Origin of the sequence: uncultured Aquimarina sp., assembly GCF_947492965.1 — a bacterium.
GTDB lineage: Bacteria > Bacteroidota > Bacteroidia > Flavobacteriales > Flavobacteriaceae > Aquimarina.
This window is the reverse complement of the sequence record NZ_CANLOZ010000004.1, coordinates 109686-135386: the sequence shown is the minus strand read 5'-3', so window position 1 is coordinate 135386 and position 25701 is coordinate 109686. Positions and strand designations below refer to the sequence as shown.

At 36.0% G+C, this 25701-nt stretch carries 6 protein-coding genes; all 6 read right to left on the bottom strand.

The features are described from left to right. Nucleotides 1-62: 62 nt before the first annotated feature. The 6 genes from Q1B37_RS11740 to Q1B37_RS11715 all read right to left on the bottom strand — a co-directional run bounded on the left by Q1B37_RS11740 (nt 63) and on the right by Q1B37_RS11715 (nt 25656). On the bottom strand, nt 63-4442 hold the full coding sequence (locus Q1B37_RS11740) for a carbohydrate-binding protein (RefSeq protein WP_299898846.1): 4380 nt from the start codon (nt 4440-4442) through the stop codon (nt 63-65). A gap of 452 nt (nt 4443-4894) precedes the next feature. Next, complete coding sequence (locus tag Q1B37_RS11735; protein WP_299898844.1) at nt 4895-8179, bottom strand: RICIN domain-containing protein; 3285 nt, start codon at nt 8177-8179, stop codon at nt 4895-4897. Between the two features lie 289 nt (nt 8180-8468). Continuing rightward, nucleotides 8469-11630: an RICIN domain-containing protein gene (locus Q1B37_RS11730; RefSeq protein WP_299898842.1), complete on the bottom strand. Its 3162-nt coding sequence runs from the start codon at nt 11628-11630 to the stop codon at nt 8469-8471. Between the two features lie 35 nt (nt 11631-11665). Further along, entirely contained in the window at nt 11666-14911 is a 3246-nt protein-coding gene (locus Q1B37_RS11725) for an RICIN domain-containing protein (RefSeq protein WP_299898840.1), read from the bottom strand. A 195-nt stretch (nt 14912-15106) separates the two neighbouring features. After that, nucleotides 15107-18502 (bottom strand): PKD domain-containing protein, encoded by a 3396-nt coding sequence (locus Q1B37_RS11720; RefSeq protein WP_299898838.1) that lies wholly within the window; start codon nt 18500-18502, stop codon nt 15107-15109. A 203-nt stretch (nt 18503-18705) separates the two neighbouring features. After that, nucleotides 18706-25656: a PKD domain-containing protein gene (locus Q1B37_RS11715; protein WP_299898836.1), complete on the bottom strand. Its 6951-nt coding sequence runs from the start codon at nt 25654-25656 to the stop codon at nt 18706-18708. Nucleotides 25657-25701 lie beyond the last annotated feature (45 nt).

Here is a 25701-nt window from a genome sequence, read left to right as displayed (position 1 = left end):
GCCTATTTTCCTATTATTCTCTTTAATTCTATTTTGATCTAATAAAAGATGAAAGAATTTGATTAACGTTTTAATACTTTCTTAGCAGAAAGAACCTTATTCGTTTTACCTGCTTCTAAGATATTTATAATGTAATATCCAGATGACAAGTTGCTCATATCAACAGTATTTTGACCATCCGTTAATGCTACTTCTTTTACAAGAACACCTACGGTATTAAATACTTTGATTGTCTTTCCTGCAGTAGAACCAGAAATATTGATTATATCTACAACTGGATTTGGATATAATGTAATATCATCTTCTACCTGTCCATCATCTCTATTTGTAGTATATGTAATTACTAACTGAGGTTTCGATACAGATCCATTTTCTTTAGATGCAAAAGCAAAATCATTTCCTGAAAGCGCATCAATAATCAATGAAAGTCTATTTCCTGATATCTGTCCAGTTTTTAGTGGAATCGTCTTTGTGCTACCTTCTGGAAAATTAGCATTTAGAGATCCTAACTGAGTTCCTTTTCCAGGCTTGTTTGAATTTGACAAATTACCTTCTGTCCAGTTATTACTGTTTCCTTTAGTTATACTAATGTTTCCATTTCCAGGATCAGAATATACAGTGAACTTAAGATCTGCTTTGGTAATGGTTCCGTTGATAGAAGAAAGGTCAAACATTAAATATCCTGTTCTCTTATTTGATTCTACACGAACCATATCGTTATTGAATCTTGTTGATCCTTGCATGTATGCATCATGTATTGGAGTAAGCGTTACGGTTTGCTCTACTGGCTGTATTTTTGTCGCAACCACTTTATCTACATTATAGAGATATCCTGCTCCTCCTTTGAATACGAATCTCAATTCTTTTTCTCCCGAAGAAAGAGACACTGAAGTAGAATACTTCTTGTAATCGTGCCATTGCCCATTAACTGGTATTGATACAGATCCTACAACTGTTCCTGCTTCAAGAATATCCACAGTACCACCTGTTCCTTTACTAGAAGCATAGAAATCAAGAGTGTATTCGCTAGTTGTATCCACATTCACGTTGTATGATACGAAATCTCCATTATTAATAAACCCTAGGTTTTTACCAGTACTATTTGGAGTATTTTCTATTCGTACACTTCCTGATTTTAATTCGAAATCTTCTGCTTCAAAAGAACCAGGAATATCGATTGCATCAGTTGGTGGAGTAGAATCATCTTTAACAGTAATAGTTACTGGAGAAGACGTCTTTGTTGCTCCATCATTATCAGTAGCTTTTGCAGTAATTGTATAACTACCAGCACTATTGATGGTTGTTGATGTTTCATAAGGCGCAACTTGCTCTGTAGCTGTTAAGTTGTTATTGATATAAAACTCAACTTTTGCAATAGATCCATCACTATCAGAAGCATTTGCCACTAATGGAATTGTTTGACCTATATCGTAGCTTGCTCCATTGGCAGGAGACGTGACAGAAACTTGAGGAGCTGTATTTTGATCCTGACAATCTGTATAGAATACCTCAGGTCCTGCACCTGATGGCTTATTATATGCTTTTGATAACACAAATTTATCCATTTCGAAACCATCTTCTCTCATAGAGAAAGAGATTGTATGCACTCCTGCAGAAGGAATGTCTAAATAGATCTTTTGTGCTTCTCCACAGTGATTTGCATTGGTTCTTTGCTTGCTTTCCCAAGTCCATTGGTTTTTACCAGCACACCATTGCATTCTGGCACCTGATGATGGCCAGTTTCCATTTAATCCTACATGAATTCCATTATCTTCGGATCCAGTAGAATGTGCTCTAACCCATACAAAATATCTTCCTGCACTCGTAAACTTAACTTTGTAATCGATGATCGCTACTTGTCCAGGAGTATTAGAAAAACTTACTCCATTTACTAATGGATCACTATGAGTTACTCGCGTATCTGGTAAGATTTCTAAGTATCCTCCTCCACTAGCTCCATTAGAGTGATCTGGATCTGGGTCTGGTGTAGGAGTTGAAGCCCCACTACCATCTAATACATACCATTTTCTATCAGCTACTTTAGTTTGGCTTTCAAACTTCTCTGCTTCTACGGCTACGATTCCATTTTGTTCCGTTGGGATACAGTTATCTCCATCGCCACCGCCGTCTCCGCCGTCGCCTCCATCACCTCCGTTGTCGGTACAAGTGAAGTTTAAAGCTGTCCATCTTCCTCTAGAATATGCAGTACTATTACCTTCTGGTATGGTACCATTGGTATGAGAGTTAAATTCTACTCTAATTTTATCTCCTTTAGTAACCTGAATACCTGTAAAAGTTGTACCTGATGCAGTATAATCCGTGCTGGTTGTTGGGTTTACAAACTCACCAATGCGTGTTCCATTAACAGAAACTCTATATGTTGATTCACCATCAATTTCTGTGAGCGTAGCTAAATTGATATCATAAGTCCCTGATTCTCCATTAAAAGTTGCTTCTGCAGCAGCAAACTTATCTTTGTATTGTGCAGCATTAATTGCTAAGGCATTTCGGGCATTATCTTTATAAGCAGGTGAAAAACCAGCAACCGAAAGTGTAGGGAAATCTGTAATTGCTTGCATAGAAATTGTACCACAATTTCCTCCTCCATTATTATCACCATCTTTACTGGTTACTAATGCTACCCAGTCATTATTATCTGGAGCAACTAAATTGTTTCCTAGTGTTTGTTTCGCGGATAAATTCCCACCAGAACGTGGGTTGTACCATTGTACATCATATTTATTATTACCTCCTGGTAAATTTAATCCTGTAGATCCACCATCAGGTCTATAAACCGCATATACACTTCCTGCCTTAGCAAATACGTAATCATTACTATCTGATGTGACTCCATCAGAACTTACCATATTTACCATATTAGATTGTAAGTAACGATTGAAGAAATTAAGAGCGTAACCTCCTTCTTTATATTTATTACCTCTTTTTCTATGGTCATTACCATTAATATCACCATCATCATTGGTATAACCGCTATAATATTCTACTCCTGTTCCTCCTGCCATTAAAGTAGCCCAAAGGATTCTATGTCTTACTTCTTTGTCAGAAATTCTAACTCCTGTAGATGCTGGTCCTTGCTCATCATTGGCAACCACCCATTTCTTACCGGAGTTTCTGGATTTTTCTAGCCATCTTCTTACGTCATTATGAACATTGTTCTTCCCTGTCTGAATAGAAGCTCCTGTTAAATCAGAGTTGTTTCCTAATAATGGATTATATCGTTGATCTTGCTGATTTGGATATGTATGAATCACAATATTGTGATCATATGGATCAATATTCTTGATATAGGTAGCAGTCGCTTTTGCAACTTGATCTTTTAACGTTGTTTCTTCTGTTAAGTTCCAGTTTAATGCCAAATGATGGCTAAATCTAGCAATTAATTCTCGATAGTATAATTTTCTTTCTCTACCGAAATTATCACCATCCATTTTATTATCATTTTCTGTCTCCATGGTTTTAAAGTGCAGATATACTCCTTTTTTATCGGCATACTCCATCACTTTTTCCCACTGAGCCATTTTAGATACATCAAATCTATCGTGGTGTACTTTATTCCACTGCTGTGCTCTGGAAGTATTTCCGTACTCTTGCTCAGAAACTTTTAGTACATGAGGAAAAACTGCTCCACCATCACCTGAAGTATTCCAGGTTAGGAAAGAAACAACATTAGCTCCTTCGCTAGAAAGGTAATTGATCATACCTAAGATTTCGGTTCCTTTACCATTTCCCCAAGTATATGCAGAAGCATCAGCGGCTACATAATCTCTTTGGTGTGGTTGCCAAGTTTTATTTCCTATTTTATTAAGGTTGTTGTTATAACTTGGTGTAGCATCAAAATCAACATAATTGAACGCATTTTCCGGTGAATCTGCTCCTGCCTTTACGAACCAAGGTCCGTTAGGGCTACCTGGATTTGATCCAACATGCTTTAAGTAATGTTCTCCAATGTATTTTAGTCTTCCAAGATCTTTACTTCTAAAGTCTCTTCCAGACTTGTTTGATTCTGCTACATTAAAAGATCCAGTATCTCCATTCATAAATCCTGCATTAGAACCTCCTCCATTAATAGCTACATTAGAACCAGATTTAAAGGAAGCTGACCAATTCCATGTACCTGTTCTATCAGGAGCAAAATGTACTCTCCACTTATTTCCTGAATTACAACCATTATTTTCTGCATTACCACAAGCTGCAAAATATCCTGGTACTGTATAACTGGCATTACTGCCTTGATGTGTAAATGTTACATCCAAACGATAATCTGAAAATGGATTGGGACTTGCTGTTTCGGACGTATTAGGTCCGTTAAATGTCAAGGTGACTTTATGCCACCGTTTTAATTCTCCTTCTGGGGTTTGTCCTTGGACTAAAAATCCTAAGAATAACAATGCTAAGAAAGCATTAAACTTGGTTAATTTCATAATTTTAAATTGTTTTTTGCGTGTGTAGTTTTTAAATATGTATGAGTTTATGTAAGACCTCAAAGAACGGATTTTATTGCGTTAAATTCCAATGCTAAAATCCACATAACCATCCAGTTAACAGCTTTTAACACGTATTAAACGTTTTAAAAAGTTCTTGAGTTAAAGGGCCAAAAATTTCTGTTTTTTTTAAGAATTTATTAAACGATATTTCGCGAATAGAATTCGTTAACTTTTATCTAGAATTCGATAGTTAACCATTATGTTATTCTATTCTATTTTTACTTAAAATGAATCCTTGAGTATCATAATCCTACTAAATTGATTTAATTTTTTAACTTTTATTTAACTTATTTGTTTATTGTTTACAAAATATTTTAAGAATCGAAAAAGAGGTATTGAGAAGGATTCATCTCCCCATTGTTATAGGTTCTGAAATTATTTTAGTTGATTTACTCTTTTACAAATTGTGTTTTACTCTTTCCGAAAACAGATAAGATATAGACTCCTGATTCCATATCTGAAATAGATATCGATTCATCTACAGAAGTTAGCTTCGCTCTCTTAATTGTCTTACCAGTGATATCATAAATGGTAACAATATCATTAGCCTCTACTCCTAGAATAGCGATCGATTCTTTGGATGGATTTGGATATACCGCTAATAATGAATTATCTGTTGTCGGATCTTGTCTGTTTCCATCAGATAAAATCTTCCACTTTTGATTTGCATTGGTACTACTATAATTCCAGATAATAGCATTTGCTCCAACTGCTCCTCCTGCTCTGTCCAAACCTCTCGATAGACAATGCATTGGTTTTATCCCATAAATACCGTTGCCATTCGTAACGATTTTCCATTTCTTATGTGAATCTACATCATCGGTCCATGTGGCAACATTGGTTCCATTTTCGCAACGAGCATAAGGAACTTCTAAATATCTATTAGTCCCCACGTTTCTAATGGTATATGAATTATCACTCACATGCTTGATCTCCCATTTCTGATCATCAAAATTTGCTGGCTTATGCATTCTGGCACTATGGCTTTCTAAGGCACGAGCTAATAATCTTTCATTATTCTGAGGAGATTCTATATGATAAATACCATTTGGAATCAACTGAGTAAAACGAGCATTTACTGTCACATTATTTACCTGATCTCTAGTAATAGCATCTTGCCAAGAGGAATTTAATGGTCTAATATGAACTTTATAAACGTATCCGCTTCCTGCTGCAGGCAAACTAGGTAGGTTAACAGTAATTGTTTTTGTACCTGAACCTTTAGCAACTTGCTCATTTTGTTGTGCAATCCAACCTGTAGATGACCAAAACTCTACGATGATATCTCTGGTGGTCGAAGCTTCATAATTAATATCAAATGAATATGAAGTAGCTTGTACAATAGTAGTTGGTGCATTGCTAAAGGAAACCTTATCTGCAAATGTTTGGTTCGCAACAGTTACATTTTCTACCTGATCTCTATCGATAGCTTCTTGCCAAGTAGTTCCTACTGGTCTTATATGTGCTTTGTAGATATATCCAGTACCTGGAGTTGGTGCAGATGCTAAATCAACGGTAACATTTGCTGTTCCTGTTCCTGCATTCACGGTAACCATCTGCTGACCTAACCAGCCAGTTGATGACCAAAATTCTACCACAATTTCTCTATTCGTGGAAGCACTATAATTCACTTTAAAATCGTAGGAAGTTTGTGGTTGAATAGTCGTTGCTGGATTTACAAAAGTAACCTCATCAGGAGTAGTACCAACATTACAATCTTCTCCTGGTAGTCCATAGCATCCATTTCCTGTAGGACCTAAATCTGCATTCCAGTTGATTCCTGTTCTAAATGGTGGTACACCAAATTCATAAGCTCCTACATCAGGCTTGTTTCCTTGATAACCATCTGTATATCCACTAATCACTCTTCCGTAATCAATTGCTTGAGCTCCTGATTTTAGGGTATAATCATTATTATTATAGTTTTTAAAAGAATTGCTGCTTACTAAGTTATTCTGCTTATCGGACTGTGGCTCCCAAGTACTTTCAGTTTCTTGATTTCCATCTTGATCTGTAGCTTCTTTATCTGTAATGTTATTCCAAACTTTTACATTACTGAATTGAGTACCTGGTTTGTGCCATGCTCCCATGGTTGCAGAACCTTTAGCAAAGGTGTTATTGAAAATATTGAGGTTTGTGCCATCCCAATTAATCTGTATGTTGGTCCATTTAGTGTTCCATACAACATTATGGTGGACATCCCAATTTTTAGAATCGTTATCTAAATAAATTCCTGCTCCTTTAAATCTACCAGTTCGAGCTTTAGAGTCATGAAAAGTATTATGATGAATAGATGATTTAGCAGCTCTTGCATTAGTCGTATAAAGTAGTCCTCCATCATCGGCGATAAAGTTATTATGACTGATATCATTATATGCAAACTCTCCACCATCAACATATGCTTGAATTACATCTTTACCAGCTCTAGTTAGGGTATTGTTTCTATATTTTCCTCGTTTTGCTCCACGAGTATTTAGCACACAATCATAGTTTCCTAAATAATTAAAATCATGAACATAAGAATTCAACAATCTATTATCATCCCCTTTATCATAAACTCCGTTTCCTGCTCCCCAAGCAATTTCGCATTTTTCGATAAGGTTTCTATTACCAGTGATCAGAACACTTTGTCGTCTTGAGTCAAACCCATTGATAACACCTAAAGTATGATTACCATAAAAACTTGAAACCGCGTACAACTTATTATTATTACCACTAATATCAATGGAACCGCCAAAAACAGCTATTCCTTCAATGTGAATGTAATTTTTATTTAGATTTATAGTTTGTGTTCTTCTTCTAAAACGAATAGAATTGTTTGCTGGTGCTCCTCCACCTTCAATTTGAACATAAAGTGTTTTATTTTTTTTATCATAAAACCACTCATTTTTATAATCCAAAGCCTCTTTTATCCCTTGAAGAAAAAACTCTCCTTTTTTGATACCGTGTCCAGTATATCCAGGATTATGTCTTAATTGAATCCAGTTTTGTGCTCTTTGCAATTTGAAGTCTACTCTATTTGAAGAGGAATTGGTTACATAATCTGTCCAGGCTAAAAATCCTGCTCCACCATAAAAGTGAATCGAACCTCCATTTTCCCATTTACCAGCATGAGGAATACTTGTCGCATGCCCATTGGATTGACTTCCATTATAATTTAACCAAGTTTTTCCACCACCTGCGGCACCTCGATTACAAGCAGGTAAATAATCACGCTCGAATAGGTTTTGGGTTACATTGTTGGGCCATCTAGCAAGATCCATCAGTTGATCCTTATGTAGTGCCATGTTATCTTGTCCTAAATCCCAAGACACTTGTGCTTTATAGATCTTTCCTTGGTCTTTCGTCCAATTGTTAACAGCTTGCATTGCTGTTATGATTACCTTTTCTCCTGTCTTGGATCTGTATATTATTGGATTTCCTGCTGTTCCAGACCGTGCAGGTTGTAACAATTCTTCATACGTTCCTCCTCCAATGATCACCACATCTCCTGCTTGAGCAACCGAAGAAGCTTTTGCAATCGTCTTATATGGTTTAGTTTGGGTTCCGGGATTATTATCGTTCCCGTTCTTGGAAACATAAATATTCTTAGCACATAACGATGACGCTAGCGTTAAGAATAATATCAAAACATATTTTTGCAATATGAATTGAAGTTTTTGGTTAGTTTTCATGGTTTTTGAGTAGTTTTTGGTTTTTAAATGTATAAACTACATTTAAAAGTTGTTTTTCTATTTTATTAATCGCTAGGATTCAAAAAGAATTCGTTGGATATTTTGAGACCATTATATAATTTAGGACTATATCAAGATTTTTTTTGCTCTGGATAAAGATAATTTCCCTAAAAATTTTGATCTAAAATATCAATCGGTTTAGTTCGCTAACATCACCTTACGCGCTTACCATATTCTTGATAACCGCATAAGGAATGTTTTCTTTGAATTGAATAGTTCTCAGAGTATGTTACTCTTTTACAAATTGTGTTTTACTCTTTCCGAAGACAGACAAGATATAAACTCCAGATTCCATATCTGAAATTGATATCAATTCATCTACCGAAATTAGTTTGGATTTCTTAATTGTTTTTCCGGTGATATCATAAATGGTGATAATATCATTAGCCTCAACTCCTAGAATAGTAATAGATTCTTTGGAAGGGTTTGGGTATACAGCTACTAATGAATTATCTGATGTAGGATCCTGTCTGTTTCCAACAGATAAAATCTTCCATTTTTGATTTGCATTGGTACTACTGTAATTCCAAATAATAGCATTTGCTCCAACTTCTCCTCCTGCTCTGTCCAAACCTCTCGATAGACAATGCATTGGTTTTATTCCATAAATATCGTTCCCATTCTTAACGATTTTCCATTTCTTATGAGAATCTACATCATTGATCCAAGTACCCACATTACTTCCATTTTCACAACGAGCATAAGGAACTTCTAAATATCTGTTAGTCCCAACATTCTTAATGGTATATGAATTATCGCTTACATGCTTAATCTCCCATTTCTGATCATCAAAATTTGCTGGTTTATACATTCTAGCACTATGACTTTCTAAGGCACGAGCTAATAATCTTTCATTATTCTGAGGAGATTCAATATGGTAAATACCATTTGGGATTAACTGCGTAAAAAGCTTAGTAATCGTAATATCATTTGTCTGGTCAGCAGCTAATGCATCTTGCCAACCGGTTCCTACAGGTCTAATATGAACCTTAAATAAATATCCTGGGCCAGGTTGTGGCATATTCGGAAGATCGATTGTAATTGCTTTAGATCCATTTCCAGCTGCTACTACTTCCTCTTGCGCTGCAATCCATCCTGTAGCTGACCAAAAAGACATTACAATTTCTCTATTAGAAGAAGCCGCATAGTTTACATCTAAAGTATAAGAAGTGGCTTGTACCATACTATTCGGAGAATTACTAAAAGATATTTTATCTTCAAATATTTGGCCTTGCACAGTTACATTATTAATCTGATCTGTATCAATTGCCTCTTGCCAACTAGTTCCTACAGGTCTAATATCTGCTTTATAAACATAGCCAGTCCCTGGATTAGGCACAGTAGGCAATTCTACGGTGATTCTAGCTGTATCAGAACCACTTCCAACAGTAATTCTCTTTTGACCTAACCATTCGGTAGCTGACCAAAACTGTACCACAATATCTCTATTGGAATCTGCACTGTATTGTACTTCAAAATCATAGGAAGTTTGAGAAGCAATTGTAGTGGAAGGATTGATAAATGCTATTTGATCATTAGCTACATCTCCTTCTCCTGTATCTTCTATTGCATCAATTCCTGCGGTCCATCTCGTTCCTCCTCGTTCGTAAGCTCCAATATCTGGTGCAGAACCTTTATAAGCTTTTTCGAATCCTGCAATTACTCTTCCACTATTTACTACAGATCCATTAGATTTTGGCATAAAATTTAGACCATTTGCATTCTCAAATGGAGAAGTAGCACTTATAATATTATTCTTGTAATCAAATCCTGGAGCTTCATGCCATCCCTCTTTATTCGAATAATTATTATAAACTCTATTATTACTTTGTGGATAACCATTTACCCATGAACCCATTGCTTCTCCTGCATTCCAGATAGTGTTATGAAAAAAGTCTAAATGTTCATTATTCCAGTTTACCTGATAACCGGTCCAGGATACATTCCAAACTACATTATGATGGACAACATATCCTTTACTATTATTATCTAGGTATATCCCAGCCGCTTTATTTCCAGCATATGAAGGTGGTTTTGAATCATGAAACCAATTATGATGGATTTCTGTTCCTTTTCGTCTATCGTCACCAACCGTATAAAAAACTCCTGAATCAGCATTAATTAACTGCGCTCTCGATACATCATTATAAGCAACTTCGCAGTTATCTCCACTAACGTACATTCCATCTCGTCCTGAGTTGATTATTTTATTCTTTAGGACTTTTACATTATTGGCTCTCGTTCTAATTGGTGTTGCATGAATTCCTAAATAATCGATATTAGAAATAGTATTTTTCTCGATAATAGAATTATGAGCATTTGCCCAACTCTGAACCGAAATTCCATTTGCAGAACTATGATTAACAGTACAATTTCTTATAATGGTATTTGGTCCTAAAACTTCAATTGAGGATTCACCTACACCTGCACTCGTACTATTTATATTATCAAAACCTTCGCTACCATGGATTACTTTATTACTCTCAAAGATATTAGAACGTCCATTGATCTTTACACTTCCTCCAAAAAACTCAATACCCTGAATTTTCACATAATCTCCTTTTATTTCAGCAATAAATTTACGAGTAGCATACTCTACAGTATTATTAGCAGGTTTTTTACCATTAGCTGGCTGAAAATAAAGCGTTTTAGTAGAAGTATCATAATACCATTCTCTGGCATAATCTAAGGCTTCTAACTTATTAAACAGATACAATTGTCCTCTATGTCCATTTCTTACAATTGTCGGGTTATGAGGATTGAATGGCCATTTATTAATATTCACTCCTGCATGTTCAATTCTATTTCCGGTACTACGAGTAATTCTTCTCGTCCAACTTGTACCAGAATGTCCTCCTATATAATACACTAATCCGCCTGTCCAATCGAAGTTTGGTACCCCTGAAACACTGAAATAATTACTACCCCCATTATCAACAAACTTACAATCTACCGTAAATCTATTATTATCAACATTATTTGGCCATCGCGCCAAATCCATATATTGCTGATTATGGTACACATTCCGGAACCTTTCTTCAATGGTCATATTAACAGAAGCTTTATAAATATTACCTGCATGTAATTGCCATCCATTTATAAACTTTGTTGCCTTGATTTTTACATTTTCTCCATTTGCTGCTTTAAAGGTGATATAACTATTCGGAGTTCCTTTTTTATTAATTATTAAAGGCTCTGTATACACTCCTCCTTTGATAATACATACGTCACCAGCTTTCATTACTGAAACTGCTTTAGCAAAAGTTTTGAAAGGACTACCTAAAGAACCATTATTACTATCATTCCCGTTAGTTGCGACATAATAGTCTTTGGCAAGTAAACTCTGGGTAAAAACTACCCAGAGAAAGCCAATTAAAAATTTAATTTTCATGGTTTGATTATTATAAATTAATCTAATTAGCTGATTTACTCTTTTACAAATTGTGTTTTACTCTTTCCGAAGACAGATAAGATATAAACTCCAGATTCCATGTCTGAAATTGATATCAATTCATCTACAGAAGTAAGTTTCGCTTTCTTAATTGTTTTTCCAGTGATATCATAAATGGTAACAATATCATTAACCTCAACTCCTAAAATAGCAATCGATTCTTTGGATGGATTTGGATATACTGCTAATAATGAATCATCTGATGTAGGATCCTGTCTGTTTCCAACAGATAAAATCTTCCACTTTTGATTTGCATTGGTACTACTATAATTCCAGATAATAGCGTTTGCTCCAACTGCTCCTCCTGCTCTGTCCAAACCTCTCGATAAACAATGCATTGGTTTTATCCCATAAATACCGTTGCCATTCGTAACGATTTTCCATTTTTTATGTGAATCTACATCATCGGTCCAAGTAGCCACATTGGTTCCATTTTCGCAACGAGCATAAGGAACTTCTAAATATCTATTAGTCCCCACGTTTCTAATGGTATATGAATTATCACTCACATGCTTAATATCCCATTTCTGATCATCAAAATTTGCTGGCTTATGCATTCTGGCACTATGGCTTTCTAAGGCACGAGCTAATAATCTTTCATTATTCTGAGGAGATTCTATATGATAAATACCATTTGAAATTAACTGAGTAAAACGAGCATTTACCGTAACATTATTTACCTGATCTCTAGCGATAGCATCTTGCCAAGATGAATTTAATGGCCTGATATGAACTTTATAAACATATCCGCTTCCTGCTGCAGGTAAACTAGGTAGATTAACAGTAATTGTTTTTGTACCTGAACCTTTGGCAACTTGCTCATTTTGTTGTGCAATCCAACCTGTAGATGACCAGAACTCTACGATGATATCTCTGGTAGTAGAAGCTTCATAATTAATATCAAATGAATATGAAGTAGCTTGTACAATAGTAGTTGGTGCATTGCTAAAGAAAACCTTATCTGCAAATGTTTGGTTCGCAACAGTTACATTTTCTACCTGATCTCTATCGATAGCTTCTTGCCAAGTAGTTCCTACTGGTCTTATATGTGCTTTGTAGATATATCCAGTACCTGGAGTTGGTGCAGATGCTAAATCAACGGTAACATTTGCTGTTCCTGTTCCTGCATTCACGGTAACCATCTGCTGACCTAACCAGCCAGTTGATGACCAAAATTCTACCACAATTTCTCTATTCGTGGAAGCACTATAATTCACTTTAAAATCGTAGGAAGTTTGTGGTTGAATAGTCGTTGCTGGATTTACAAAAGTAACCTCATCAGGAGTAGTACTAACATTACAATCTTCTCCTGGTAGTCCATAGCATCCATTTCCTGTAGGACCTAAATCTGCATTCCAGTTGATTCCAGGAACCCATTTTGTTCCTCCATATTCATATGCCCCGGCATCTGGTGCAGATCCTACAAAACCATCGGTTATACCTGATATTCTTCTACCAGCATTTACGGCTGGGGAGTTTGACCTTAACGTAAAATCATTTCCGTTGTAGTTCGTATATCCTAATTTAGTAATTACATTATTTTGTTTATCTGCATCTCTTTCAAAAGTACCTTCGTCTTCCTGTGTAGAAGGGTCATCTTCAGTTCTAACATCGGCAATATTATTCCAAACTTTTACATTTGAAAATGCTGTTCCTGGCTTATGCCAAGCTCCCATTGCTCCTCCTTCTGTCTTAACTAAAGTATTATTAAAAATATCAATGTCTTTACCATTCCAATTAATCTGGACTCCAGTCCACTCTACATTCCATACTACATTATGATGTACCGAAAATGCTTCTGCATCATTATCCAAATATATGGCTGCAGCTTTTCTTAATTTTCCTCTACCTTCACTATCATGAAACCAATTATGATGAATCTCTCCATAATGCGGTCCACCTACCGTGTACAGCAAGGCACAATCATCATTAATTAAGTTTGACCTGTATACATCGTTATAAGCAAACTCACTTCTATTATTAAAGAATTGAATACCATCTCTTCCGGCTCTAAAAATTGTGTTTCCTTTGAAAAGTGTATTTTTTCCACCTCTAGCATTTATAGGCGCATCATAAGATCCGATATAATTAAAATCATGAATTCTAGAATTAAGGATTCTATTTTTATCTCCACTTACTTTGATACCATTAGCAGCTCCAAAAGCTATCTCACAACGCTCTATAGTATTATTATTCCCTTCCATTAAAACGCTTTGTTTATTGGCGGAAAAACCTTTTTGAACTCCTTGTGTATGATTCCCATAGAAAGAAGAAACACCATAAATCACATTATTGTTTGAATTTCTAGGCATATTAATCGATCCTCCAAAAACAGCGAGGTTTCTGATATGAATAAAACTTCTTCCACTTAGATCTACAGTTGTTGTTCTTCTTCTCATTTGCACAACCCCATTAACTGGTGCCTGCCCACCTGGCATTTGCACAAATAGTTCCTTTGTTTGCTTATTAAACCACCATTCATTTTGATAATCTAGAGCCCCTTTTACTCCTTCTAAATAAAAATCTCCTTTATCAGCTGGAGCATGAAACGTTCTAATCCATGCAGGATTTTTATCAAGTGTAAAATTCACCCTTCCTGAAGAACTACTATTAATAAATGCTTTCCAGGCAATCCACCCTGATCCAGGTTTATCACCATAAAAGAAAACGGATCCTCCTGACCAATTAATATTAGGTATTTGTGAAGAGGTTAAAAAAGCTCCGTTAACGACATTGCTTCCACTACCTCCATCATTTCTACGAGAATTTAATGTAAAAGGATCTCCATCTGTATTATTAGGCCATCTAGCTAAATCCATCGCTGTATTTCCATTTAAAACAAAGTTTTCTTGTCCTAAATCCCAATTTATTTTGGTTTTGTAAATAGCTCCATTGTCTTTTTGCCAACCGCTAAGCGCCTGCATCGCACTGATGATCACCTTTTCTCCTTGTTTTGAAGTATATGTAATCGGTTGACCAGCTTGCCCCGACCTAGCTGGTCTAATGACTTCTTCATAGGTACCTCCTCCAATAACAATAACATCGCCTGGTTGCGCAACTGAAGATGCTTTTGAAATAGTTTTGTAAGGTTTGGCTTGTGTTCCGGGATTAGAATCATTCCCGTTTTTCGATACGTAAATGTTTTTAGCATTTACAGAAGATACGATGGCGATTAAAAACACCAAAACATACCTCCTTAAGAGAGTTTTAAAATTTTTCATGACTGTTAGTTGAGTTTAGTTGCCCGAAAGTTAGTTCTACTATAGCTTTCCGACGTTATAGTTTTAGTAATCGTATTGTTTATTGAAGAATTCGTTAAGTATTCCAGAAAAAATTATGACAAGAGAAGACAATCTTAGGAAGCTTTTAATTGTTCCTATTCTTCATAATTTTTCCTGAAATACCTGATATCTGAGTTATCTGTTTACAAAAATTTTCTTTAGAATGGTTTGATTGCTTTCTGTATCTTTTATTTCAAGAACATAAATTCCTTGATGCAATCCTTGAAATGAGATAGACACTTGCTTTTGTTGCTCTTTTAGTTTTTCTGTTTTGATGACGTTTCCAACAAAATCAGTCAGCTTATATTCTGGATTTTTTAGAGATTCAATACCTGAAAGGTTGACAAAATCCTTTGTTGGATTTGGAAACACCTTAATCTCATCAAAAATTCTTGATGCCACCAAAGAAGAGGATGGTTCTACACCCCAAACCAAGTTATTATTGCTATATAGGGTTATATTTTGATTTGATTCGTACGCTATTCCAGCAGATTGATATGAATAATCATCTGATTCATTAAAGGCACTCCAGTTTGCTTTGGCAAAACGAGTTTGAATAGGTCCGGAATTTTGAGAAGGATCTAATACTCCAGCACCGATATCAAAAGTAATTTCTAAATAATCCATACCTCTATCCTGACCAAAAGTACCATTCACAAGATTAGTTCCTAGTTGTGCCCAATCACACCAAAAATTAAGATCATTATTATCTTCTGAAGTAAACCAATATCTAATGCTTAGCTCTTCAAAAGATACCGATTGGCCTCCATTATTTACTATTCTGAGATGTGGATTGATCATATTATCCGTTGCATTTCCTCGCCCTCCATCAATATATTCTAGTACTAAATCACCACTAGGTGTATCGGTAACAGAAATTTCTAGTGATTTTGTAGCTGTTTGTCCAACACCATTATCGATCGTTAATGAAACTAGATATGTTCCAATGCTATCAAATGTATGCGCAATACTAACTCCATTTCCGGTAGTACCGTCTCCAAAATCCCAAGTGTACGAAAGTGAATTTCCTAATGGGTCAGAAGATGCTGATGCATCAAAATTTACAACCAAAGGAGTAATCCCTGATTGATTATCTGCTGTAAAGTCAACAATAAGGCTTCCATCGGAAACGGTTATTGATTTAGTAATCATATCCTCTAATTTCCCATCACTTACTGTAAGCTTGACTTCATAGACTCCTGGATTTATAAATTCATAATCGGTAGTAATTCCAGTAGCTGTATCACCATTTCCAAAATCCCATGAATACGTTAATACATCATTATCAGGATCGGAAGACCCAGACGCATCAAAGCTTACCAATAATGGGGCAATTCCAAGATCAACATCTGATGTAAATTGAGCTATCGGAGCTTGATTAGCATCTAGTACTTCTATTGTTATTGTAGTACTATTAGTGTTTCCATCAGGATCAGTTACGGTAAGTGTTACTAATTGATCTCCTATTTGTGTAAATTCATAAGATGTAGTCACTCCAACTGCGGTATCTCCATTTCCAAAATCCCAAGCATACGATAGTGTGTCACCATTAGGATCACTAGAAGCTGAAGCATCAAAATCTACTAACAATGGTGCAAAGCCTGAAACTGGTGTTGCAGTTACTCTTGCTAAGGGAGCATTACTTCCGCCTGGTTCGATACCACTTACTAACTTTCCATTGAGATATAATGCTACTTGATCCCAAGGCGCAAACTCTTTTTTGGTACCATCGTAAGAGTAATCATTAGATTGATCCGTATCCGACCAATTACTATTGGCTATTTTGGGTTCCATTCTACCAGAACCATCACTTCTTCCAAGCATACCTGCTGCTGGATCAAAAGTAATCTCCAAATAATGATTATTCCCTTCGGTATTTACGATTTGTCCCTTTACATTATTACTACCGATCATTGCATAATCCACAAAGAAATTCAGCGGTAAATCCGTTTCTGTTTCAAACCAATAGCGAATACTTAGATCAGCGTATGCAACATCTTCCGAAGAATTATTAAAAATTCTAAAATGTGGTTTGATAATATTGGTAACTGCTCCTTCTGAAGCATCCTTATACTCCAATGTTAGAATGCCATCTCCACCAATTTGAATGTTTCTTGGAGTTGATGTTTTGGTTACACCATTGATTCCTGTCGCTACAGATGTAATTTGATAATTTCCATCTGGCAAGCCAGTTACATCTAATTCATAAGGTGCTGTTGTATCTTCACCTACTAATTCTCCATTACTAAAAAATTCTACCTTAAGAACATTATTACTTTCATTTAATAAGTTTGCTTCTATATGAACCGTACTTCCTGAAACGTATTTATCACCAGATTTTGGAGACATTAATGACAAATAGATAGCTTCTCCTCCAGACATTGCTTCCATTTTTAGGGAATGCTCTTTATATATAGCCACTTCTACATCTCCTTCAAAAACTCCGAATTTATCCCTTGGTGTATTGTTATCTGGAAACCACCAAAACGCACTAGCGCCAATCTTTTTTTGTTCGATGAATCCATACATTTCTTCCCACCATTCGTATCGCTCTTGAATTTCAACATTAAATTCTCCTATGTATAAAGGTTTCTTTAGAATTTGATGTGATTCATCAGCCCAATCACAGACTAGTTTTAAGGTTTCTTCTAATGTGAAATTGGACCAACTCTCACGAATATAGGGATGTGCAGAAGCAAAATCTATATAAGGCGATTGATGAATTTTGATAAAATCATTTCCTTCATCTCCACCAAACCCATAACGCGTTCCATGTGCTTCTAAACCAGTACTCAATAAGTGATTGGAATCAATTGCTTTGATAAAAGCTCCCATATCATCTACCCAAGCTCTTAATACATCAGAAGTTACATCATCTCCAAATCCTTGATACCTTGGCTCATTCATTAACTCCCAAGCGAGAATTGTAGGATCATTTCTATATTCTACACCGTCATAGTGATTAACACGAGTAAGAAAATATTCTACATAATCTTTATATCCCTGAATAGCAGAAGCATTTGTAAAGAACTGTCCTTGATCATGCGTTCCAGCTCCTTCTACCTCGATACCTTCCCATTTGAGTCGATCTTTGATGCCTCCGTAATCATTCCAGTAATTTTCTAAAGCCACGATCAGTTTAATACCATTTGCTTCTGCAGATTTGATCACATAATCAAATAGTGAAAATTGTCCTTCACTGTAGACTCCTTTTTGAGGTTCGAATCCATGCCAATCCTCGTGGCTAAAACCCCATAGTCGTACTACTCTCACTCCATTTTCATATAACCTTCGCATATGTTCATCAATGCGATCTTTGTCCATAAATTGCGTTTCGATATCACCGCTAGAAGAACCATAAGTAAAAAAGTCATATACATTGGCCCCAGAAAAATAATAGGGTCTTCCGTCTAGCATAAATTTCTCACCATCCGTGTAGACAAAGTCTGATGATGGCATTCTTTGCGAAAACGATTCCATACCAAAAAATAGTAAGCATAGAAATGTTATTGTGCTAATGTTAGTTTTCATCTTAAAATAGATTAGTTGAGTTTTTAAATTTGTTGTTTTTTGAATTGTATCTTTTGTACTCCAACTATCAACACAGCATCACTTAATCACAAGACATTCCCCTTTTTAGTCCTGGATCAACGATCACTTTTTACTTTTTTAATTTGATGTTTTAGATAACTGTTGGATGCCTATGAAGAATTTGACACCCAACAGTTTCACATTTATTTGGCAATCTGTTTAATTATTGTTTTTCTGTCTACTTGAATCTGAATAAAATACATACCTGACTGAACTGAAGTCATATCAAGTTTCATTTCTTTTATATTGTCTTGAATATATCTAGATGATATTGTTTTTCCACTAATATCAACCACACGAATGAAGGCATCTTTAAAACTGTAATTACTATCTAATATTAGATAATCTGTTACCGGATTTGGAAAAGCAGTTACACTTAAAGATTGTTCTGACAATGAAGGATCATTTTCTTTATTTTGACAGTCGGGAATGTCGCTCTGATTCGTAAAATAAATGGTATATTCTCCACTTTTAGAGACCAGAACAAAATTATCTCCATCCATGGTTACCAGATAAGCACCATCAAAATTTGATATTCCAGTTCCAGACAAAACAATATCAGGCCCCACTTGCCCAAATGTTTGGCTGGTAATAGCAGCTTTCAAATCTATCCACCATCCTGGATTTCCATTATTTGTGCTCATAGAAAGTTGCCATAATCCATTATTTTGTAAATCCCAATTGACTGTAAAATTGGTTACGTTACTCAAATCTGGACCATTCTGACCTAGCACATAAACTTTATCATAGGAAATATTAGCTAAGGTTGGTAATGCGGTACTCATTGGTGCTCCAAAACTACAATCATTACCAGATGATGGTTGGGTAATGGTAATAGTTTGTGCTACGCTATCTGACAAAGAACCATCACTCACCGTCAATGTAATTGTATATACTCCTTCTATAGTATATGTATGATTTACAGTTTCACCATTTCCCGTAGTACCATCGCCAAAATCCCATACATATTCTAAAGCATCTCCATTTGCATCTGAAGATGCTGATGCATCCATAGCTACGATCAATGGGGCTATTCCAGTAGTTACAGAAGTATCAAAACTTGCCTCAGGAGCTACATTTCCTTCCAAAACAGTAATTGTCGTTGCTATCGATGTATCTGATTGTACTCCATCACTAATGGTTAAAGTAGCAGCATAAGATCCAGCTAAAGTATAGGTATGCGAAGGGGTTTCTAAATTACTAGTAGTACCATCTCCAAAATCCCATAAATAATCAATGCTAGCTCCTGAAGGGAACACCGAACTTGAAGCATCAAAACTAACTAGTAACGGAACATCTCCAGAAACTGGCGTAGCCGTAAAATTAGCTTCCAATCCAGGTAAGGTATTTCGTACTTCTATTGTCTGAGTATCGGTATCTGTTTTTCCATTGCCGTCATCTACAGTAAGTACCACTTGATAGGTTCCAACTTGTTGATATGTATATGAAGTAGTTACTCCTAAAGCTGTATCTCCATTTCCGAAATCCCAACTGTAAGTAAGCACATCACCATCTGGATCATTAGAGTTACTGGCATCAAAACTAATAGCTAATGGAGCTTCTCCCGAACTAACATTGTTCGTTATCACTGCATTAGGACTTCTATTCGTATTATCTCCCGAAACTGGTTCTAATCCCCAAACTAATACTCCTTGATAGTACAATGTTACGAGTACATGTGGTTTTAACGAAGTTTTAGATCCATCGTAAGAAAAATCATTACTCTGATTATGTGTTTGGAATCCTGCATGATGTAATCTGGTTTGTATCTGTCCAGACTTACCATTTGCATTGATATTACCTGATGATGAAGAGAAACCTACTTCTACATAATGCTCACCATCCTGAACTCCAAAAGTACCATTAACACCAGTAGGTTGTGAATAGTCAATATTAAAATTCATCGGAATATCATGTTCTGGAGTAAACCAATATTTTATTTTGAAATCGTCTAACGAAACACTTTGATTAGATTCATTTACAATCTGAAATACTGGTTTTAATTCTACAGTAGCAACTCCTGAACTATTATCACGATATTCTACACTGAAATCTGTATCTGGTAAATCTCCAAATCTTTCATCTACAGTAATTGTAATCTCCGTAGGATCACCAACTATTTCTCCATCTGCAGCAGCTCTTACTAGTTTTATGGCATGTTCTCCTTCAGTAAGATTTGAAACCGCAATTGGTGCTACCGTATACACCGAACCTTGTTCTACATTATCAATAAAATATTTAATATGCTGACCATTAGGAGCAATATCCCATAAGAATGTGGTAAACTCTATTTCAAAATCCGGACCTACCAATCCACCATTAGAAGGAGATTGTATCATAACCGTAGGGTCTTGAGGTAATTGATCTTTGGTGACAATTACCGTAATTGTTTCTCCCAGATCTGTAACTGAGTTATCACTACGTTCCATTTGTAAGGTTAATTCATGAGGACCCTCCGATAAAGCTGTTCCATCTGCATGAGGACCTTCGGCATCAATCAATCCTCTGTCCTGACCATCTATTTTAAATCGAAGTTTATATTGCTGTGAAGGTAATTCCCAGCCTTCTGTTTCAAAATTGATGGTTATTGGAGCATTCACCATTTGCCCATCCACAGGAGATGTAAAGAAGATATCTGGCAATGGTCCAATTGGAGTAGTAGCATCACCACCATGTAATGTCCAGATAACCGCAGCATCAAACATTTTAAGCCCTTGCTCCGTTAGTAAATGCATAAACTGATCTCTTAATGGAAAGGCTGTTCTTCTGGATGGAATTGAAATGCTGGCTTCGTATCCAAACAAAATTGGTTGCGTTCCTGCTTTTGCCACAATAATAGCTTCATCAGATGGGTTCCCGAATGGTAAACTCTGAGTGATTCCATATAAAGCGGTTTGTGTATCAGCACCAGCTGCCATTGGATGATCTGTATCTGCAATGGTAACCTTAGAAAACCCTTCAGAGGTAATTCCGAAGCCAGAATTTAATGGTCCTGAAGTCATTCTTAGTTTTCCATACATGAAAGGATTCCATGTCATTAATGGCACACGTGCACCTTCCAGATCATTCCCTAGTTCCCTAGGATCTACGGAAGAGGAAATTAATACTAAATCAAAAGGATTAGCAGATTGAGGACTGGTAGCTTCTTCATCAGAGAATAACGTGATTGCAAATCCTAACTTTTGTTCTAATCTGGATTTTATACGTTGATCTTCATTAGAAAGATTATCCTTATCTCCTACTACAAACATCACTTTGATCGTATTCTTGTAGTTTACTTCAATTTCTGGTGTAATCGAAGCTGTTTTGCCCGCATTATAGAAAACCTTTGCTGTTATTCTATACGTTTTCCAAATCACAGGGTTCCAATCCATTTCATAAGGCGAGGTTGCTACACTTCCTATTAAATCATCATCTATATAATATTCGATTTTAGAAACATCCGTAATATTGGTATTTACAGCTAGTCTTACAGCATCCGAAGTATCAATTTGAGCCCCATCAACTGGAGAAGATATTTCTAATAGTTGAGTTCCTGCTATCGCGGACTCTGAACCATCTATCTGCTTGATATATGCTTCTAGTTGATCAATTTCACTAGCACTCAATGTAGATACCGCTCCGTGTGCGTCATTTGGATTATAGGTCGTTAGTACATCTCTAATTGTTGGAGCAGATCCATCATGAAGATATGGCGCAGTAGCCCAAACATCTTTTAACGTTGGAACGTCAATCCCTAACAATGATTTTTCTAAACGATTCCCACTTGTAGCAATAATAGTCCCTACATCGTGTAATTTTCCGGATGGACTATCTGTAAAATTATCTCCACCATGACATGACATACATTGCAGATCTGCGAAAATTGATTTTCCAGCTACTGCATCGGCGGTCAAGGAACCATCTTGATTTCGGTATGGACTTGGGTCAAATTGATTTAAAGATTCAATATATGCTGCTAAAGCATCTAAATCAGGAGATTTACCAGCTTTTGGACTTCCTAAAGTTAATGCTGTAGTACCTTCATTAAAAGTAGCATTATCGATAAATCCTTGTCCTTTGAAATGAAAACGAATATCATTCTCAAAATCTTGAATCTCATCAAAGTTGGCACTCCAATGTACTCTTCCATGACCAGTTCCTGCTCGACCAACTAAAGAAATAGTGTTACGAAGCCCTTCTCCACGATCTGTAAAATCCCAGATTCTTCCATCTTGGGTTCCATCAATATGACAACTAGCACAACTTACATAACCATCTGTTCCCATTCTAATATCAGCGGCATCATAGAATATCTGTTTTCCTTTAAGAACCTCAGCACTTAATAATTCTTGAGTAACCGTATGTATTGTTGCTATTTCTTCTAAGAGTGTTGTTCCTTGTGTAACCATTTGATCTGCATCAAATACAGTAACCGTCCGATCCATAAAGTTCTTCACAAATAATCGATTCGTAGCTTGATCAAACACCATTCCCTGAGGTGCTTTACCTACATCTTTTTTATTTAGTTCTAAACCAGTTTTAGGATCAATAACTACGATTCGGTTATTACCTTGCATCGTGATAAAAAGATAATTTCCTGTAGGACTAAACAATGCCGAAGAAGGCTGACCATGATTATCAATATCTAGCCTATTCTGAAGGATCTCGGTTCCGGTTGTTAGATTTAGAGGTGATATTGCAGTTCGTACCACATTATCAAAAGTTAATGTTTTTCCATCTCTAGCCAAACCTCGTAATGTATTATCTTTTTTTGCTACAGACCAAGCTGTATTGTTATCTGGATGAATACTGATTCCAGCAATATAATTAGGTAATCCTCTTCCTTCATTACCATTATCCACTGTAAAGTCATCCAATGCTAATCCAATGGTATTTCGAAGAGTAAAAGTAGATAGATCTACTTCCCATATTTGACCTTCTTGATCTGGTGATATAAATCTTGTTACTAATAGTTTTTCGCCATCACCTGTTATAGCAAGTGCTCTTGGCGTATTTCCTATAGCTATTGAAGATGTTAGAGTATTTGTGGCAGCACTAACCTCTATCAATTCTCCTGATCCAAAAGCAGAAACAAAACCACGAGTGCCATCTGGAGTAAATACAATACCGTAAGGTCTAGATCCTCTATCTAAAGCTATTTTCTTTATAAGAATACCTTGATTATTTAAAATATAGAGTTCATCCGAATCTCTACAGGTGATCCAAGCATTATCATTAGTGTCCAATGCTATATTTACTGGATCTTCTCCTACAGTAACTTCGTCGATAATGGAAAAATTATCAGCATTTATAAGTGTAACTGAATTATTATCTGGATTGACAGACCATACAATTCTATTATCCTCATCCACTATAATTGGACTTGATTGCTTTGGTCCACTACCTGCTATATTATTGGTCACCACTATTGACTGCGATGCTACTGCAAATCCCCCATTATTATCAGAAACCTGTACCTGAACAGTGTAGTTTCCTGCTTCGGTAAAAATGTGATTTGTAGTATTCCCTATCCAATCTGTTTTCGGAGAACCATCACCAAAATCCCATCGGTAGTTCAATGAATTACCGTCGGGATCTGTGGCATTTACGGTAAACTCTAAATTAGTACCCACAATTATTGGTGATGGAATATTCAATTCTATATTAGTAACTTCTGGAGATTGGTTAGAAGAATCTCCTCCTGTAGTAAAATAAAATGTGTATTCTTCCATTCCATTACCAACAGCATCTTTTATTCCGTCTTCTACAAACTTTACTTCATACGTAGTATTAGGTAATAACTTTTCTTTTGGGGCATAATTAATAACTTGATAAGAGGTAGTTGTTATATCCCCTTTAATCGGCTGACCACCTAACGGACTTACCTGAATTGTTTGATCATTAAGAGTAAGATCATTTAGAGTTTCGTTAATTACAAAACCAATAGTTGTGGTAATAGGCTGATTAATTGCTCCCGCTACTGGGAAATGATGTCCAACAGAAGGAGCTTTAGTATCTAAACCATCTTGGTGTGCAAAAATTGATGTCTTATCATCTCCACTAGCTACCAAAATATGTCCGATTGGCATCCATTGATTGTCTATGAACTGTAGCGTCTCATCACTAGAAGGAGGTATAAATTCTTGTTCAATTTCCATGGTTTCAAAATTGAACTTCACCCCTCTATCAAACCTTCCAGAAAAACCATATTCATCCTGAAAGATCATGTATCGACCTAAAGTAATCTGATCAGAATGTAAACTAAATCCTCTTTTTACATTTGTAGGATCACTAATATCAAAACCTACTAATGCATCAGGACCTTGGTTCCCACTCATAAAAACTAGATAGTTTCTCCAAAGTTGAATTCCCGTGCTATATTGTTCATGTGGAATATCTCCACCAAAAGATCCTAAAAACTTAATGTCATCAGGGTTTCCAAAATCGAAAACACTAATATCACCAGTTTGAGGAGCGTAAAAGACATAATTCCCTACACGTACTACTACATCTGGTAGTGAGACCGAAACAGGTATATCATCTACCTGCACTCCTGATCGCATGTCGAATACTCTACTACCATTAATTGTATGCGGAAACGTCTCTAAATTATCATAGTTAGACTGTCCGTCTTGAACAGTATACAGTATATCCGAAGAAGTAACAGGCTTACGATCTAACATATCAGAAAGATCCAGATATTTATACCCTGTACCCTCCACTTCTGGCACAGAATATTCTCTATAAAAAAGATCGCCATCTAGTTTCCACCACCGATGTCCATTATTTGCTGCATCACTAAACTGAACTCTTTTTGGAGCCGTAGGATTAGAGATGTCCCAAACTCCTGTTCCAGCTTGCCCATTAATCATTAAATAATTGCGGTGGTAGGTATTAATTCTATCCCCTTCCGGAAAGTTGGCCAGAAAAGTTCCTGCAGGCCAGGTTTGTGTTGTCATTTCCGGACCGGCAGTACCATCGTACATCATATTGAATGAAGATAGTGCTACCAGACCAGATAAAATGAGAACTCCTATTGTGTAAAAAAGCGTTTTACGTACATTTTTAAAATACGCGAGCCATCCACACTTATTTTTTGGTGTTGGTCCCATAATAAGTTGTGAGTTTTTTGAATTGTTTTGTTGTACTTTTTATTT